The organism is Nostoc paludosum FACHB-159, assembly GCF_014698835.1.
Classification (GTDB): Bacteria; Cyanobacteriota; Cyanobacteriia; order Cyanobacteriales; family Nostocaceae; genus Nostoc; species Nostoc paludosum.
On sequence record NZ_JACJTU010000089.1, the window covers coordinates 1 to 17,629 of the forward strand.

General features: G+C 39.9%; 19 protein-coding genes. 12 read left to right on the forward strand and 7 right to left on the reverse strand.

Annotated elements, in window-relative coordinates:
* Positions 1 to 243: 243 nt before the first annotated feature.
* On the reverse strand, positions 244 to 432 hold the full coding sequence (locus H6H03_RS36990) for a ribbon-helix-helix domain-containing protein (protein WP_190959983.1): 189 nt from the start codon (positions 430 to 432) through the stop codon (positions 244 to 246).
* Positions 433 to 669: 237 nt separating this feature from the next.
* On the opposite strand from H6H03_RS36990, the gene H6H03_RS36995 reads away from it, so the two are divergent.
* From H6H03_RS36995 to H6H03_RS37045, 11 genes are all read left to right on the forward strand, one after another.
* Positions 670 to 1,785 (forward strand): ParM/StbA family protein, encoded by a 1,116-nt coding sequence (locus H6H03_RS36995; protein WP_190959984.1) that lies wholly within the window; start codon positions 670 to 672, stop codon positions 1,783 to 1,785.
* A 3-nt stretch (positions 1,786 to 1,788) separates the two neighbouring features.
* Positions 1,789 to 2,022: a hypothetical protein gene (locus H6H03_RS37000; protein WP_190959985.1), complete on the forward strand. Its 234-nt coding sequence runs from the start codon at positions 1,789 to 1,791 to the stop codon at positions 2,020 to 2,022.
* On the forward strand, positions 2,019 to 2,243 hold the full coding sequence (locus H6H03_RS37005; protein ID WP_190959986.1) for a hypothetical protein: 225 nt from the start codon (positions 2,019 to 2,021) through the stop codon (positions 2,241 to 2,243). The genes H6H03_RS37000 and H6H03_RS37005 overlap by 4 nt, the downstream gene beginning before the upstream one ends.
* Positions 2,240 to 2,476 (forward strand): hypothetical protein, encoded by a 237-nt coding sequence (locus tag H6H03_RS37010; RefSeq protein WP_190959987.1) that lies wholly within the window; start codon positions 2,240 to 2,242, stop codon positions 2,474 to 2,476. The genes H6H03_RS37005 and H6H03_RS37010 overlap by 4 nt, the downstream gene beginning before the upstream one ends.
* A 75-nt stretch (positions 2,477 to 2,551) precedes the next feature.
* Positions 2,552 to 2,818: a hypothetical protein gene (locus H6H03_RS37015; protein ID WP_190959988.1), complete on the forward strand. Its 267-nt coding sequence runs from the start codon at positions 2,552 to 2,554 to the stop codon at positions 2,816 to 2,818.
* Positions 2,819 to 2,826: 8 nt separating this feature from the next.
* Positions 2,827 to 3,024 carry a hypothetical protein gene (locus tag H6H03_RS37020; RefSeq protein ID WP_190959989.1) on the forward strand — a complete coding sequence of 66 codons (198 nt, stop codon included), beginning with the start codon at positions 2,827 to 2,829 and terminating at the stop codon, positions 3,022 to 3,024.
* Between the two features lie 84 nt (positions 3,025 to 3,108).
* Positions 3,109 to 3,534, forward strand: a complete 426-nt coding sequence (locus H6H03_RS37025; RefSeq protein ID WP_138505490.1) for a hypothetical protein — start codon at positions 3,109 to 3,111, stop codon at positions 3,532 to 3,534.
* Complete coding sequence (locus H6H03_RS37030) at positions 3,531 to 4,136, forward strand: hypothetical protein (RefSeq protein ID WP_190959990.1); 606 nt, start codon at positions 3,531 to 3,533, stop codon at positions 4,134 to 4,136. Before H6H03_RS37025 ends, H6H03_RS37030 begins: the two co-directional genes overlap by 4 nt.
* Positions 4,137 to 4,186: 50 nt before the next feature.
* The gene (locus tag H6H03_RS37035; RefSeq protein WP_190959991.1) at positions 4,187 to 4,753 is read left to right on the forward strand and encodes a hypothetical protein; all 567 of its coding nucleotides are present in this window, start codon (positions 4,187 to 4,189) and stop codon (positions 4,751 to 4,753) included.
* Positions 4,754 to 4,755: 2 nt separating this feature from the next.
* Positions 4,756 to 6,621: a hypothetical protein gene (locus H6H03_RS37040; RefSeq protein WP_190959992.1), complete on the forward strand. Its 1,866-nt coding sequence runs from the start codon at positions 4,756 to 4,758 to the stop codon at positions 6,619 to 6,621.
* 244 nt (positions 6,622 to 6,865) lie between these two features.
* Positions 6,866 to 7,243 (forward strand): hypothetical protein, encoded by a 378-nt coding sequence (locus tag H6H03_RS37045; protein WP_190959993.1) that lies wholly within the window; start codon positions 6,866 to 6,868, stop codon positions 7,241 to 7,243.
* A gap of 45 nt (positions 7,244 to 7,288) precedes the next feature.
* Here H6H03_RS37045 and H6H03_RS37050 read toward each other — a convergent pair whose 3' ends face one another.
* Positions 7,289 to 8,263 (reverse strand): hypothetical protein, encoded by a 975-nt coding sequence (locus H6H03_RS37050; protein WP_190959994.1) that lies wholly within the window; start codon positions 8,261 to 8,263, stop codon positions 7,289 to 7,291.
* 282 nt (positions 8,264 to 8,545) lie between these two features.
* Positions 8,546 to 9,895, reverse strand: a complete 1,350-nt coding sequence (locus H6H03_RS37055; RefSeq protein WP_190959995.1) for a DUF4041 domain-containing protein — start codon at positions 9,893 to 9,895, stop codon at positions 8,546 to 8,548.
* 486 nt (positions 9,896 to 10,381) lie between these two features.
* Between H6H03_RS37055 and H6H03_RS37060 the strand changes: the two genes are divergently transcribed.
* Complete coding sequence (locus H6H03_RS37060) at positions 10,382 to 11,392, forward strand: tyrosine-type recombinase/integrase (protein WP_190959996.1); 1,011 nt, start codon at positions 10,382 to 10,384, stop codon at positions 11,390 to 11,392.
* Between the two features lie 232 nt (positions 11,393 to 11,624).
* On the opposite strand, the gene H6H03_RS37065 is transcribed toward H6H03_RS37060, so the two are convergent.
* From H6H03_RS37065 to H6H03_RS37080, 4 genes are all read right to left on the reverse strand, one after another.
* Positions 11,625 to 13,931 carry a dynamin family protein gene (locus H6H03_RS37065; RefSeq protein ID WP_190959997.1) on the reverse strand — a complete coding sequence of 769 codons (2,307 nt, stop codon included), beginning with the start codon at positions 13,929 to 13,931 and terminating at the stop codon, positions 11,625 to 11,627.
* Positions 13,932 to 13,942: 11 nt separating this feature from the next.
* Positions 13,943 to 14,740, reverse strand: coding sequence for a hypothetical protein (locus H6H03_RS37070; RefSeq protein ID WP_190959998.1), 798 nt, complete (start codon positions 14,738 to 14,740; stop codon positions 13,943 to 13,945).
* Between the two features lie 6 nt (positions 14,741 to 14,746).
* Positions 14,747 to 17,158 (reverse strand): dynamin family protein, encoded by a 2,412-nt coding sequence (locus H6H03_RS37075; RefSeq protein ID WP_190959999.1) that lies wholly within the window; start codon positions 17,156 to 17,158, stop codon positions 14,747 to 14,749.
* A 327-nt stretch (positions 17,159 to 17,485) separates the two neighbouring features.
* Positions 17,486 to 17,629, reverse strand: a 144-nt coding sequence (locus tag H6H03_RS37080; protein WP_190959758.1) for a type II toxin-antitoxin system PemK/MazF family toxin, incomplete at its 5' end; no start/stop codon positions are given.

Below are 17,629 nucleotides of genomic sequence, written 5' to 3' on the forward strand. Positions count from 1 at the left end.
CAACAGTCGATTCATAGTCTTTCGCCTCCCTAAGCATCTCTAACGCCGCTTCATTGTGCGGCGGGAGTTGAAAATCCGTAGGTGGGTCTTTCACGGTAGTCATTGGCTACATCAAAAATTTTTTTGTTTGCTGGCTAATCTCTCATCCGTTACAGTATCAAATTTATCTTTATCTAAACTATCTAGTTGATTTTTACCGATCATCTATTTTGCTTGGGCTAAGTTCCACTGAAAATGGCCGCCCTAATCTTCATCCTGCTTTTTTAATTTGTTTGTTTTTGTATGTCTTGCCGCGATCGCTTCGGAAGCAAGAATTTTTACCATTTGACTCATAGAGCGTTTTTCAGTTTTTGCTTCAGCAGATATCAATTCATAGAGTGCTAAATCATCTTCATCAGTGAAATAAATATTTAGTCTAGTTCCTGTGGGCATCGTAACACTGTCTGGTGTTGGAATAACCCTATTCTCAGTCTAAACCTCTTACTTGTCACTGGTGTTATATAGTGTTATGATAACACTATAAACCAAAAAACGACACAAAACAAAGGCAACAGAAGCCAGAAAGTGAAGTTGAGGCTAACCAATAGTTGGATAACTGAATTTGAGCTTATTTTGTTAAAAATGGGCTTTAATTCTTACAATTAAAGACTTTCACCAATCATCAGAACCATGACAACCACATACACCAATGCCACAAATTGGCTAGTTCAAGCAGACTTGCTTGCCAATTCCGGGCTAACTGACCTTACAGGAGGTAAGGACGCAGGAGCAGGATATGGCAAGGCAATCATCGGTGATTTTTGCATCATGATGCCAGCCGCATACTCACTAGTTCGCAACCGCAACATCATGCACCACGAAACCATCTCAAAAGATGGGGCATCGGTGCGGTATGTAGAAGGAACCCGGCTTGACTTAAAAGACGTTCAATTCTTCTGGGGCAGTGCAGCAATCGCACAGGCTGACCACACCCTGCTGCATGAGGACAAAGCCAAAAAAGCAGAACTGGCATTAGAAAGCATCCTTGCAGATTTAGCAGTTCTCAATATTCCCGATGGGTTCAAGCTTTCGATTAGTTTGAGCAATCACAACCCAGAACGCTGGGGACAAGAGATTAAACGCAGGGTTGAAGGGACTCACACCTTTGAGCATCTACACCCTGTAACCCGTTCCATTGTCACCAAGACAGTTGAGATTGTTGTTACAGGCATTTACCCTGAAGGGTTTGGAAGCATTGCCCATTGTTTATTCGGTGAAGCGTCCCTAGTACTAGACCCTTCAGAATTGGCGATCGCTCTCGATATCGGTTCATCAACTTGGTTGGTGACTGTGTTTAACGGCAGTGGTGCAGTCATAGACCGCCATCTAATTGAGGGTGGAGCCGGTGAACTGCACAGCATGATTGCAGAAGCCCTCGACAAGCGAAACGACCGAGTGAGTCTGCTATCCAAGGATGTCAAGCACTCACCCAGTCTCGTGAATCAGGGGATTCTAGAAGGAACTTTCACTTATGGAGGCAACCACCTAACAGGTAAGAAGTTTGAAACAGAGTACAGCCAATGTCTTGAGGATTGGTGGAGTACCAGAATTGAGAAATTCGCCAACTTTGTGACTGCTGGCAATTATCTAGACCGCGCTAAATACCTTGTCGCCTGGGGTGGGGGTGTTTCCTTGCCAGTGGTGGATCAAAACCTTGCCTCTTTAGGTTTCGTGGTCTTGAAAAATCCCCAATTTATCAATGCATTGGGCTTGAAACTATTAAGTCAAATATCTCTAGGAGCCTAATTAATGAATTACGAATCTCGGCGTATAACCATCTCCTACTTAGCAGTAATTGAATTGTGCAAGATTTTTGAATTACCCCAAGATGCACCGACACAAGCATTATCGGCAGGTGTAGAAAAGCTGATTTTTCAACACGGTAATGTCCAAACAACGCCCAAAGTTGAAACAGCGCAATCTACACAGCCCAATAAATCTGCACTTAGCGCAATGGTCACTAATTTTAAGGGAGCAGCATGAGCAGAATCACAGTAAGAAACACGCTTTTTGGCATTGGTTTAACAGCAGCAGCGTTAGCCCTTGGCTACTTCGGAGTGCAGTACATCGGTAAAAACAATATGTTAACTATCGCTGCGGTTGTGGGTGGTACAGGGGCAATCAGTTATGTACTTCAAAAACCGGCTCAACCAGAAGCCCCAACCACACCGATAAAAGCTCAAAGGAGAAGAAACAAGTCATGAGCGACCAAGAAACCATGCAGACACAACCATCACTAACAACAACCGAAATAATGACCATTCTCTTGGGTTGCGAACAGACTCTTAGGTTTGTGCAAGCATCGCCAAATTACAAACAAATTGAAGCCTCCGAGCGTTTCAGTACATCCAATGATTTGCGCCTTGGAGATGCAATTCAGACGCTTGTTGAAGTTCACGAAGCGATTCTAAATATCGAGTTTTATTCCCAAGTTTGAGGGAAAAACTTATGCTTTCAACTACAGCAAAAAAGCATAATCATTTGTACTCTTTTGGAGTCAATAGAGGCAGCAATGAATAATTTAAGCAGAGTCTATGACTCAACTCTACTAACCAATTCCAAAGTTTACCAAATCGACCGAACGCTATACCAGTACCTATTTAAAACAGGGACAATCCAGCATCAAAAGTATCACTTTCGCCCTCTGGCTGGACAACGAAAAAAAGCTGATTTACTGCTCAATCACAAGGCTTTGACTACTCGTTGTTACGAAGTCACAGGCATGAGTACCAATGCGAGAGTTATCAGCCAAGAATCACTGCAATTATCGATTTTCTGAGGTGAATTATGAATACTCAACCACTACCAGAATTAATTGTCCAAGCCCAACAATTAGTAACCCAAATTAGGCAGCATCCACACTATCAAAGCTTGCGATTCGATTGCGATGTAACCATTGGTGATGTCAGTCTATTTTTCAATACTCTGCAATGGGAGGCTACAGCTTCAACTGTGGACGTTTCAAGAGAAGGATTTTTTCAGTGATGGGAGAGCGATCGCAGAAAGCCGGCAAGCAAGGCGATCGCCCTTTCAGTGCATCAGGTAATACACTACAAGGATTTTAGCAGCATGACACTTGATTATAGAAACCCCAACGACTGGGGGCGTTCACCCCTGACTGACTCCGCCTTGAGATTGCAGCAACTTTTAGCAGAAGCTTCAGGGGATATTGAGCCAGTTGACCCAGACGTAGAAGAGACTTTCGATTACCCAACATTCACCGGAACTGAATTTTTAGCAACTCACTCCACTATTGATGACCATCCTTATGCAGCTGCATTTGGTCAGTTCCTTGGTAATGGCATTGACCCAGACGCAGCCAATCTCTTGGCACATGGACAAAACCGCTTTGACCTCATCAGTGATGACCTTGATTCTCCACTAAGGCAACGGGCAACCCGAATCTATGACCGTTTTGTAGAGATGAACTACTGGCCAGATGATGACGAGTCGGGGCATGAACCGGACAACTTTACTTGGGGTGAGCAGCCATGAACCGGACAGTAAAACTAAAACTAGATGCACCCATCACCTACGCTGCCTTACATTCCCTTTCGGGAATCAGCCAAGAAACAGTATTCCAAGCTCTTGACGGTAACCCATCAGCAGCTGCAACTGTGGCAGATTTCCGAATCAAGCAAACCCAACGCGCCCAGAATGCTAAGGCTGTATTCGGCAACCTATCACAAGGGTTACAGGCGACTGAAACTGTCATGGCAGAAGAAACCAAGTTTCTGACTGAGGCAGGTGCAAGCATCAACAAAATGGCTGATGGTTGGTCAAAGGTGAGAGTCAGCGATGCGCGATTGGGGTACGGCTTACAGCAAAAGGTTATTGCCTCCGACAACCAATTGGGACAAGAACAATTCCGCCACTCTAGGACACTCAACCTACTCTTTGAATCTCATCGCGCCGAACTACGAGGGATTGAGATTGACGCAACGAAAGCGAAAACTCAACTCTGGCAGAAGGTAAACGCTAAGAAAGAGTCCCTAACACCAGCAGACAAAGCCAAAGAAACCCTGCGCGATATCCACAAGCACGGCTCAGCAGCACTGCGAGGGGTGAAAGGGTTCTTTAGACGGTTGATTGACTAACTTCTACATCCCCCAGCCGTCTGGGGGATAACTATTTTTAGGTGTTCCTTATGTTAACCAAGAACCAAAACCAATCACCCATCTATTTTGATGCAGAGATTGTAGACGAGCGTACACAGCATATTCAGGGCGAACAATACGACAGCGAACTGGTTCAAGAGCAGATCGCCCAAACGGATGGCGGTGTAACTGTAATTCGTGGGATTGCCCAAGGCGCAGTTTTGGCAGGGTTTCAAGTTGCGTCAACTCAATCTCTCTACCTTGCAGGCTGTGTGGGATTGTTCCCGGCAGTAGTGGCAGGCTTACCCGTTGGGCTTTCTGTGGCTGGTTCTTTGTGCTACTTGCGCTTTGAAAACAGTTTCATTCCCACAATCAGCGATCGCGCCTTATTTGGCCTTGGGGTAACTCGTACCTTAATGCTGGCTGCTAGTTCGTGGAAGTTAACTTCTGATGCCCAACAGATGAACTCTATAGCCCGTAACAGTTTTTCGGGTGTTACCCAACAGGTAAAGCAGTATGAGGGCATCCAAAAACCGCAGCAAGACCATTTCCCCTTGATTCTCGGCTTTACCGCAGTCGTGGCAGTGATTGTAACTTTCTGTTGCCGTAAGAAATGACTATGGATACCAAACCATCTAACCTCAATCAACGCTCATACAGCTTACCACCGCGTCTAAATCTGGCAATCATGGCATCCATAACAGGCGCGGTGATTTGTGGTATCGCTGCCCATGTTGGCGACGGCATATCGAAGAAAGAATTGTGCTTTTACCCACTCTCAGCCAGAATCCATGATGCGCCAATAGAGGCAGGCGATGGCAACCCAGATAAATTACTTTTGGGTAAAAAGTATTGTAGGTACGACCAGCGATCGCAAATTCCAGAGCCTTATCTTAAGGCTAACCAGTACCGCACAAGCAACCCGAACTATAACCCTTGGGCATTCCTCCAGCACGATAGCCTGTACGTCTATCGAGAACTCCCGGCAGACAACCCATTTAAAATTCACCTTGGATTAGGGGCGATGGTCTTAGGGGGGATTGGATTGTGGGCCACCTCTAAGGCAAGGGATTATCTAAGTGATATTAGACCGCACTACCGCGCTACTAAACAGTTTGAGGGGGTCAAGGCTAACTACTCTGTCAAACTGGGTGAGCAGTTGCTTGAACTGTCTGGTAACGAATTACTGAGATACTTGCGTGGTATCAAGATTGCTGAGGCCAGACAGCAGTTTATCGCCAGCATCACCCCACAGCAAGTAACAGCTCTACTCATGGCGATGAGTGCTGAGGATTACTCAGAATTTGGGCATTTACTAGATGGTGGCGCAAGCTTCGATAAGTTTGAGCCACCCCAGGCGCAATTACCACACGGCGAACCGGGAACAGTGGAGGAGCTTTCACAGCAGCCAGTCATCGCCAACGCTGACAAATACCAATGGATGAAAAACGCTATTGGCTACCCTGCTTTACTGTTTGGGGGCATGGGGTCGGGTAAGTCGTGGACGACCAGAGAGATTGTCTGGCAGAAGGTACAAGCCGGATGGGATGTTGTAGCTCTAGACCCTCATGGAACTGAGGTTGAATGGCGAGGGGTAAGGCTGATTACTGGTTACAGGGAAATCGCTGATTTCATGCAATGGTACATGGATGAAATGCGATTGCGCTACGCTGCTTACCGTAATTCGGGCATGACCGAGGAGCAATGGACGCAGCATTTAAGGGCATCCGGTAAACAGTTATCGGTGATTTGTGAGGAGTTCACCACATGGGCGGATCATATTATTGAGCCGATGCCACTTGATGCCCCCGACAACTGGAAACCTGACCCAGACTTCATTGGTAAATGGTTTCGCTGTGCTATGACCGAAAGCCGCAAACAGTTGATGATTCCCCTATTTGTGGCACATGACCGCACGATGGAGATTTTAGCCAAGGCTAAGGGACTATCTAAACTTAGAGATGCGGCACTACTGGAGATTGAGTTAATCGCACAAGTTGACCCAATTACTACAGAGGCTAGGGCATCGGGCATGGGGAAAATTAAACTACCAGGGCATGGTCAATGGTTGCCGATTGAACTGCCTAAACTTGACCACAAACGGATTGATTTTAGGGTTGATAAATCGGTGCCACAGGCAAGGGAGAACCCGAATCGGGAGCAACTTTCAACAGATCACGAAACAGCAGAACGCATCTGGCAACTGGAATTTAATTTAGATAAGCCTTCATCGGAAATAAGCCCTACCCCATCTCTAACACCCATTGCCCAATCCCTGCTGCAATACCTCCAGCGCACCGGAAGAACATCGGCAGTAATACAGGAGATACAGCCCAACTTTAAGGTTAAGGGTCAACGGTTCAGTTCGGAGGAATTGAAGCGACTGTTTAATGACTTGGTAGAGGCGAGTCTGGCCGTCTGGCTGGATGCAAATACTATCGAAATTAACGCAAATCAGACAGGCGGACAGAACGGACAGAATTAGACAGAATCCTTATGCAGCAAGAGACAGAGGCAGACAGACCTCTAGACAGAGTTAAGACAGGAGACAGAATGCTCTCGGTGAATCACTGGGAGTTTTATTATTAGCGACTTAAATGTTTAACACTATCCCTGGTAGAGTGTTATCGCAAACCTTTTATCAAGTCTTTATATAATTTTTGATGTAACTACTGAGGGTTTAAAACAATATTAAGGTCAAGCTAAAAACAGCCAACATCAAAAATTATATGTTTTCCAAAAAAATCGTAGTATTCACTATAATCACTGGGGTTTTAATTAACGGAAGTGCAAATGCACAAGAAAGTGATAAATATTTAATGGTGGGACTTAATAAAGTAGGCGACCCCATTCTACTAAATACACAAGAGGTTGAAGGAACTACATTTAAGCTAATAGCACCTTATGGAAGCGGAATTAGTCAAACAACTATAAATGCTTCTTGTGGGGAATCTCGGCTATTTATAACTAAGCTTGAAACTTATAGCAAATCTGGGCAGCAATTAACAGAAGATGAGATATCTGAAGAAATACCTTTTAACGCCACATCACCTGGCGGAATAGGGATGCGTTTTGTGTGCAGAAAAATAGGTGCAAGAGGTTGGTAAAAGATTAAAAAAATTGTACCCGCATTTGGTCAATGTGGTGCAAAATTACTCAAACAAGACACATTGATAACCAGTTTCTTGTTTAACAGCTTCCTTAAACCCCTCTAAAGTAGTATTTAATCTAATAAAGTCAGAGGTTTTGATATCTTTAACAATTACACAAGAACCTTCAAGCAAAAGCTCATAACCAGTTTTACTCATTCCTAATGATAAGCGTGATGGTTTAGATGGACTAGATATTGCGGATGAGGTTGGTTTATATGTTAAGTGAGCATAGCCAAAAAATAGAATAATTATACTTGCTATAACTGCCATAGATGTATACATTGCTTTGGTTGTGTCTGTGTAGCTCCCAGAAACTAGGGATACATATTTAGACCACTCAGTCCACAACCTTACCCCAATGACCTGTACCGTTTTCACATCTTTAGGCTTTAAATCATTTAAAGTTTTAATAACTACGGGTAATGCAGCTTGTGAATTTGTTTTTTCAGAAAACTTCAGAGTTAAAATCAATATCCCGCTTTTCTTTACGGGGCTTACTACAACTTTTGACCAAAACCCTTGTTCAATGAGAGTAGCAATTGCATTAATGTCACCATTTTTTGCAAGATTTATAAGTTCTTCATCTTGGGTATACTCAACCGATTTTACAAAAGGTTGACTTGGCTTTTCAATTTTTTCTAAAGCTATTTCATTAGATTGCTTAATGTCAGAAGGTTGAGAAGTTGAAAAAATAAATTCTTGCTGCCAAACTGGAAATTCTTTACCAGTCTCTTTTCCATATATTATTAGCTTTTTTATTAAAAGACAATTTAGTTTAGTAATAGCAGTAAAAGCATAGTTAGCAAACTTTTGTTGCTGAGGCACTTCTATTGCCTCAAAAATAATTTGTAAACATCCTTCCTGATTATTGGTTTTAACCAAAATGCCTTTAGATTGAAACTGATGATTCATAAGTGTAGCAATGGCTTGTGCATCACCCTGTTTAGCTAACTCTAGTATTTTCTGCTGAGTCATAGTAAATCAGTAACCCCTATGTGGCTTAGGAAAAGGCAATGAACTATATTGCTTTAGGGTTCCCAAAGATTAGCAGTAAGTACCATAAGCGTTACAAATGGCTGTGCGGATCATACCTGTAAGTGGTCATTGTGGTGCAAGCATAAGCTATTTTTATCAGCCAACGAAGTTATGCGGGTTGTAGCGTTCGTGCTTGAGGGCTGATTGATAAGCCTTGGTTAATCGGGTGTCATCCCTCACGAATGAATAGGCTTTTTGGTCGCTTAGATTGTGTTCCTAACATTAGTTAGTCTTATTGTCTCTAATAGATAGTGTCTTACGATACTCTGCGGCTTCAGCAACCTTTGTGAATTTTATTTCAGCTTCTACTGTCTTGACCTGTTCTGAAATCTTTTGTACTGCTAAGACGATTTCATCTAGAGAGACTATAAAGAACTCTTTTCTTTCATTAGCTTTATTTAATCTTTTGCTCTCAAAATACTTGTGCAGCAAATTCTCCATTTCTGGCGCATTTTCAGAGAAGATCATTGCATGAACATCAAAAGGAAATGGAACTGAGGCACCGCCTAGCTCTCTGACCCGCTCAAGTGGCTCAAGTCTTCGTGTCATTCCAATCTTGTAGATGTTCTCCCCAAAAGAGCCAATGTTTGAGATAACGTAGACGTGTCCTGATTTAGTCAATTGGGCACGAGATATAGCTCTTTCCTTATCAAAATGAGCTTTTTCAAGTTGTTGTGTTAGCTGTTCAATTTTTCGCTGTAGTTCTTCTTTTTCGCTACCACTAGCGCGGTCTATTTCCTGACGAGCTTTTTTCAGGGCTTGCTCATAGCGTTTCTCTTCGCGCTCTGCCTCTTCTTTAGCTTTCTCAATTTCATCTAAAGCACGTTGCTCTTCTCGAATCTGCTCTTGTATTCTCCGCTGTTCCTCACGCTCCTCCTGCTTTTTCTCCTGAAATTCATGTGTGAGATAAAGCTCATTCAATTTTAGTTGAAGATAATTGTTGGTAATTTCGCAATGATTAGCTTCCGCCAGTTTATTTATTGTTTCAAAAGCTTTAATTATCCTTGTTTCTAATGAGTTGATGTTGTTATATTTGACCTTCATCACAGCAGCATCACACTCACCATTAAAAGCTCGTAATACTAGCTTGAGAAAATTATTAATCAACTTTTTACCTTTACTTTTGCTACCGTCTACAGTCCAATCTGTACCACAGATAGCAGCCGTCTTATTTTTAATCATTTCCTTTTGCTGATTTCTGATTTCATCGAGTTTCAGCTTATAGAAATCTGACCCCTCAAAGTCATATTTAGATTCATAAAAACCAAAAGACTGAACAAAATCTTCTTCTTCTACTTCGCGTAATTTGATTTCTAATGATTTAATTTGACTATTTATTTCTTTCTGTTGATTGTTAAGATTATCAACTTCATTTTGCTGAGATTTAATAGTAGTATCTAATTTTTGTTTATAATCTTCTTTAGAAACCAGTTCATCATATTTGCGGTATTGCTCTTTTAGTCGCACTTGCTCAAGCTTTGCTTCTTCTAGCTTTTGAGTTAAGCCACGAATTTTTTGTATAAATACAGCAGTTAATATGATTATTCCAAGTATGAGGATAAAAGATAGCATAATTAAAGATAATTCTTAGAAAAATAGAAAAAATGTTGGCAGTACAAAATCGCTGCCCCAAAGTCTGCTGCGCCATCTGCACCGATGCGCTCATTTGTTTACTAGCTCATCCATAATGGTCTAATCCGTTAGACTTCTGATGATTCTCTTATTAAAGTTCCCAAAAACACTAGACAAATTAGATGTTATCCTCGGTTCTTATTACCGCTTTCTGTTCAAGCTTTTTTACCTTGTGCTGCGTTGAGGCGATCGCTCTGCACTGTCATCAAGTTTTCACCTCAGCATCAAACTGATACCACAAGATTGATAGCAAAGTTTCACTTTACGAAGGTATAGAACGAAGTATAGACAAACTGGTGTAGATGCTTGTGGCTTACTTTTAGGCATTCAGCCTGGGCAAAACAACCATCATCCAGGCCCTGACAGCTGGATAATAGTTAACGGTATTGGAAAACTCCATTCTCAATACCGTAGCCGGGGGGAGTAATGAGCCAAGATACGGAATCCGTTGAGTTAGTTGTAGTCCAAAAATTGGAAAATTCTCTGTCTGCGAAGATTGAGACATATTTTGCTGGTGTAATTGACTCTGATCCCGATGTTTTGGAAGAATTGCTGAAATCCAAAAACAGCGAGGGAACCCGCCAAGCCTACCGCCGGGATATCACGGATTTTTTTACTCGCATGACGGGCCTGCGCCCTAACAGAGATTCTATCTTGGAGTTTTTGCATCTCGAAGGTCACAAAGCCACGCTGGTAGTGACTAAGTACAGAGCCATACTTGCGGAAGCTGGACTAGCGCCGAACACGATTAACCGCCGACTGGCGGCAATTAAATCTCTGGTGGCCTACGGGCGAAAGCTGGGGGTGTGTAACTATGCTGTGGATGTAGACAGTATCCCAGTGCAGGCTTACCGCGATACTAGCGGTGTCACCGAACAAGAATTTTTGAGCGTGATCCGGCAGTGCGATCGCTCGACGTTGGCAGGGAAGCGAGACTATGCTTTATTGCTGCTGCTGTGGGGCAATGCTTTAAGGAGAAACGAGATTAGCACTTTGGACTTAAGGCATTTTGACGGATCTAAGGGAACGCTATCAATTTTGGCTAAGGGCAAGCAAGTACGAGTGACGATGAATCTGCCAAAAGCCACTGTGACAGCTATTACTGACTGGGTGATTGCCCGTGGTGGCGATATGTCCTCGTCCCGCCCGTTGTTTACGTCGGTGGACTTCCAAAATTCTGGCCACAGGTTAACCGGGGATGGCATCTATAAAATAGTCAAGCGGTTATTTAAACGGGCTGGTGTTGAAAAAACTATGTCACCGCACCGTTGCCGCCACAGTGCCATCACTGCTGTACTTGAGAAAACTGATGGCAATGTCCGCAAAGCCCAAAAACTCAGCAGACATGCAAAACTAAATACGCTCCAGATTTACGACGATAACCGCAATCGCGATCAGCTGGAAATGTCTGAGCTATTAATGGATGGGTTGGATTGAATTAGTGGTCACATCTGTTAGGTCTTGAGCCGAGATTTGAGTAATTTTCTGCAAGATGGTCTGGAAACCTGTGTCCTGTCTGGTTTTGATAATTTGTTACTTCCGAGCCAAAAAAGCCGTTATTTACAACGTAAAATTAAGCCTTTTCAGGTCATCTTGCAAGTTTTTGGTCATATCTCGGCTCAATACCAATCTGACAAGTTCTACAAAAAATTTGTTACAAATGTGCTTCTTACAAACGAGTTCTCTTTAAGGCGATAGATAACTGCCTTAATCGTTCACTAACTTCTAAATTAGACTCTTGTGACTTTAAGTTATAGGGTATTTCAGCTAAGAGGAGTGGATTTTCTTGTAACCACTCATTAATAGCCACTCCTGTCCAAGTCCCTTCTTTTTCTCTAAATCTATCAACTAAACCCTTAAGCTCCTGAATACAAAATGACTCAAAACCAGCTGCATCAAAAATTGCATAACACAAGTATTCTTCAAAAGCATTAATATCATTTTCAACTTCAAAAATTACAGCTTCTTGGGGAGTTCTAAAGTCATTAGTAACATCTATTACAAACTTTGTAGCTGCACCAGCAATTTGTGTGGCTACTCCTGTGACACCTAGTACCTGTTGGCGAGTTACAGAGTTAAAAAGTAAATCAGAACCATATTTTACATATCTTTTCAGAACTCTAAAAGCCGGTTCTTCACCAATATAATAGTTATCAATGATTTCAATATCTGCACCCAAATTTTTAATAATTTTAATGCGAGTATCACTGTCAACTGGGCCACGAATCAATGCTTCTGCTACCGGACGTGCAAAGCGTAAAAATAATACACTTAAACTATTTTCCAACTTTGCTAAAAAATAATCCTCCGAATTTTCAATTAACCTAGCTTTTACTTGATTACTTCCCCATAATAAAGTTGTCATGTATTCAACTAGATTTAATGCTTCATATTTCAGTTCTAAAGCCAGTTCATGAGCTATGGAAGATAAAAGCTTAGTAATATCAGTGTACAAATCATCACGCCAAGCAAAATTAGCTCTCATGCGATCAAACTCTGGTTTTGTATTAGCCAGAAAAATAGTATCTCTCTTATTAAAAGTTTCCTCCTTTAATTTTTGCATTTCTTGAGTAACGATTTGCAAATATCTTTCTCTAAACTTTTCTATTTGAGTGAAGGATATAGCAGTTAGATTATCTGATGATTTGTTAAGAACAGAATCTTGATAATATTTTTGTAAATCAGCCTTAATTTCTTCCCATTTTTTATTCCACCATTCTGCAAATAAAACTCGCCGATTATTTTCTTCAAAAAGCTTAGCTTCTTCTGGATTTTCAGGATATTTTTGACTGACTATGTTATAAATTTCTTCCGAAGTGCTTAAAATTTTATTAATAGAAGTTTCACACCTTTTCTTTAAGATAGATACACGTTCAGTATTAATATAATTAAATATTCTATCTTTGATTTTGGGGATTCCAGTCCCATCTGTATTTAGAGTTTCTTCATCAGTAATTCCAGTTAATTTCATTAATTTGGTTCTAATAGTATTTGCATCTTCAAGCTCTAATTTAGTTTCTTCCCTAGCTAAGTTATTTAAAATTAAGTATGCACCAGCCGAACCATACACAATACGATGGCTGGGTAAATTAACGTTTTCAATATTTAACCAGCCTTGAGATGCTTTTTCAATATGCTTTCTCAATGCTTCTGGAGTAGCTATGGAATCAATACGGCTTAAAAAAACAAAAAGCTTGTCAGATACTTTAACGTTTTTATCGCCAAGCTCTGTAAATTTGATAATTTGCAATTCCTTCTCTCTAAGATCAGTAAAACATTGTACTAAGATTACAGCATCACAGTCTGACAGCATTTTTTCTGCTTCGTCAACATGTTTTGCTAAACCTGAATCTAAACCAGGAACATCATAAAAGACAATACCTTCAGCTTGAGCAAGTTTGTTAGTATAAAGTCTAGCCTCAAAAACAGCATGAGCATATTTTTCATCTGCAACATATTTATTTAATGGTTCTCTAATATCTTCAAGTCTAGTAAAAGGAAAAGTGAGATTACCTTCTCTTCTTACTTGTTGTAAAGTGATTTCGTTTTTCCGGATTATTTTGATATCTTCTTGGGCATTAGCTTTGTCCAATTCATTTAGTAAATTAATAAACTCCTCCTCAGTTTTTGTTTGTACTTCAAGTCTTTGTTCAGATTCATTTTCAACTGAATAAATTTGCGTTGTTGTAAATGTGCATCTTCCTCTCTTCGCTGGAAGTAAATCACATTCCAACCAAGCATTAATAAAAGTGCTTTTTCCTGCTTTCTCTAAACCCACAACAGCAATACGAAATTCCCGTTTTTTGAGCCTTTCCAGTTGCCGACGAGTAGGTTCTGCTTCCTGTAATAGTGCTTCTTTTAGTCGCTGAGGAACTTCAGCGTGGGGCAACATTGCCAAATTCACCGCGTGTCGTTGCACATTTAAGGCATCACTAAGACGAGTCTCATAATAAGAAGAGGCTGTTTTCCAATCCATTTGTATATTCCTTAAACACGGTTAAATTTTTCTAATCCAGATAAATATTTTAGACCAGCTAATTCTCTAACAATACCTTGCCCATGAGTTGGTAGATTTCTCTTTATAATATATAGAATTTTCTTACCAACAATTTCTTCTCCATCAGCGATATTAATTCTGACGTAAATCTCTTTTTGTTCGCTTATATTTACAATATCTTCGTCAGTTAATTCTAAAGACTGCTGAGTGGTATTTGCATCTTCAACACTAGTACATAAAAAATATGATGCAGCATCTATGAGTTTTTCTATTTCAGAGGCATTTATTTGACTATTTTTTCTTAAATTACCAATAGCATTTGCTGGAACAACAAGACATAAAGCTGCTGTAAGCGACTGTCGAGGCGGAGTCACTGACTGTGGCTCGGTAACTAATTTTTGTGAACTTTTTGTGTTATCTGAAATTTTTTGTGTAGTTTTCTGTTCTTTTTTATATTCGAGATATTTGTAACACGAATAAGCTCCAGTGAGGGTACAAGCTGTTATCACAATCCAATATAGTTCCATTTTTTTGTCTTTCACGAATTTATTTAAATTTAATAAATCATTTGGGTTACTGATTAGTCCCTCAACAATTTTCTTGTCATCCTCCAGTGTTGCAGAACTTTTGATATTAAGATAATTACAAATACTGGTAGAAAGGGATTGTTCTGCATAAAGTATTATGTGCATTACAGTGTATAGAACACCCCGCCCTTGGTTTTTGATTTGAGGGTACACTTGGTCAAAAACTTGATCATACAAATTTTTGAGCTTGTTATTTGCCACTATATTTTAACTCTCCTCCTTTAAGAATGTGCCTAAAGCATAGAATTCTTCTGCAAGGTCTTGAGCTTTTTGTTGCATAGGTTGCCAAACATTTCTTTGCTTTTCATAATCTAACGTAATTTCTTGATTGGCTTTATCAAGTCTGGCTTGATAACGGTCAATAATCTCGTTCTGAATTTTGTCTACATTTTTTTTTAGACAATCAATTTGTTCAAGTAACCAGCGTGCAATTTGATTGACAATTTTTAGTTCCTCCTCTTTCGATTGAAATAGCCAACCAGTAAGTAAATCTTCTACACTAGGGATTGTAGCGTTATCGCTAGAACGTGTTTTATATTCTGTTTCATAAATTGTTTTTTTCCATAGAAACAATGTATAGAAAGTTCTTTTTTGTCTTGCTACCTGTATTGCCTCTTTCCAAGTTCCTTGCGTAATAGGAAATCCTGCTTTGAAACGAAATGTAAATTTGGGTTGACCCTCAACTTTAATAAGCTGAGAATCAGGGAATTTGATTGCTATATTCGGTGCAATATTATTTGAGCCATTTTCTATATGAGACAAGTGGCAATTAAAAAGCTCTACCACTGCCTGATACATCCTATTTAATTCTTGATCAAAAATTTGTTTTAACACATCCTCCATCACAATATTTAAGTGAATAGCCAATTCATTTAACTCTTCATTTATTTGCTTAAGTTTACTTTTTTCAATATCTGTTCGTGCTTCCATTGTTTTACCTTCCTTGGCAACGGAAGCTGTGTATCCTAAATTCACTAGTCGGTTTAAGTTTCTTCCTAGTAAATTGACGTTTAAAACATTCGCTTTTTTTAAATTTGGGCTATCTAAATCTACCCTTCCACTTTCCAAAGATTTTGCAACCGCTTCTAAGACTTGGTTTATCCCTTGACCTAACTCCCGTCGCCATCCATAAAGCGGATATAATTTTTCTCCTAATAAATTATAAGGTTCTGTATCTTTGATTTCCGAAATGGTAGATTCAAGATACAGCACAGGATCATCTTCTGATTCTTCGGCAAGAACTTGTTTAATTTTTCTATCTATTCTCTCAAAAGGTTCTCTTAAATTTGTATCACTAATTTCTAAGAAATTCTTAATTCCTGCTCTAATGTATGATATATTTTCGCATTCTTGTTGATACTGTTCTTCTGAGCTATTTAGAATAGCCGTTGTTGTTTGTGTTGCCCACTCCGTTATGGCGTTCCCTGCTGCTAGGTTAAAACGTTCTATAATTTGTGGAATGACTAACTGTGGGAAATGTTGAGTAATATGCTCCCTTAGATACTGATGAAATTCTTCTGCATAAGACTTTTGCCATAATGCATCAGCAACTCTATTTCGGTCATGTCTAGTCCATCTTTCTGTTCTACGCGGTAAGTCATCTAATATATGTTTATCTATTAATCCATTAAAATGCTTATCTGCTTTTCCACAAGCTTCTATGCTGTAAATTTCGTCATTGTTTTTGATCTGAAGCGATAGTAAAGCAGGCCATGTACTAAGTTTTACTACTTGTAAGTTATTAATATCTTCTGTATATTCTTTTAACTGTTCAGTCAATTCAATTTTAATATTACGTATAGTGTTTTCAACAAAGCGTTTTTCTGTGTCTGGCCAGTCTCTATCCGCTCTAAAAACGTCAATACGGTTAAGAGTAAAAAGCATACGTGCAGGAGAACCACCTAAATCCTTAACTTGTTGTACAACTTCTTGCAACAAACTTTTTACTTTCTGTATATCTATCTCTGCACTATTATATGTAACTATACATAAAGCTTCTCGACACTGTTTAATAACATTGGCATTACCTTCATCACCTACATAGGCTAAACCAGGTAAATCTAGAATTCTGACTCTTGTTTTCTCTGGTAGTTCTAGCTGAGATTCCTTTAAAATTCTGAAAGGGTAATAAATTGTAGATTGTGGACAGGCTAAATTCGGTTGTGTTTCTCTGTTTTCGATATAACTTATCATTACTTGGTATAAGCGTTGATAAATTGTATCTTCAGTAATACCTCTCCATTCTCCACACTCCCATAATGCGCCCGGTGTTTCATGAATAATAAGAGACTTTTCCTGACTGTATTCAATGGTGACTGTCCCAGCACTCATTTCACTTACTGCTACAGGTACAATTTCTGCTCCGCATAGCAAATTCACTAGGGTGCTTTTTCCACTACTAGTAGTTCCTGTAGTAGCAAGGGTAAGAGTTGGATGACTAAGCTCATTAACTAAGATGCTAAGGGCTTCCTCTAATTTATCGGAGAGTTCTTGTATCTCAGGATGGTAAGTTTCTGGTAGATGCTGAGATATTTCTGATTGAAAGTTATTCCAGTATTTAGCAAGGAGTTTTGCCTTGAATTCTACATTTTCAAATACTTTATATACTTTATTACTCATATTTGCGTATTTATGCAAGAATTGTCTAATTGTAAGCTATCAACAGTGTTAGTGTTCTAGTTAATACATTTTTTTTATAAAAAATTGCATAACTATAAATACTAGGTGTATATGTATAAAATACTATTTATAACCCTCTTTGTTACTTTGGTATTGAGGCGAGATATGACCAAAAACCTGCAAGATAACCTGAAAAGGCTTGATTTTCCGTTGTAAATTTTGGTTTTTTTGACTTTGATGTAGCAATTTTTCAAAGCATTACAGGATAAGCTTTTTCAGACCATCTTGCTTAAAATTACACATAATCTCGGCTCAACCCTTTGGCACTCACTCCAACCCTAAATGGAGTTTGAGAGCAGCATCAACTAATTGCATCAACTCTTCATTTAAACTATTTACCACCTCTGACACAATCCTTTGCTTAGAAATTGTTCGTACCTGCTGCGCCTGTACTTTGGAAGCTAATGGTAA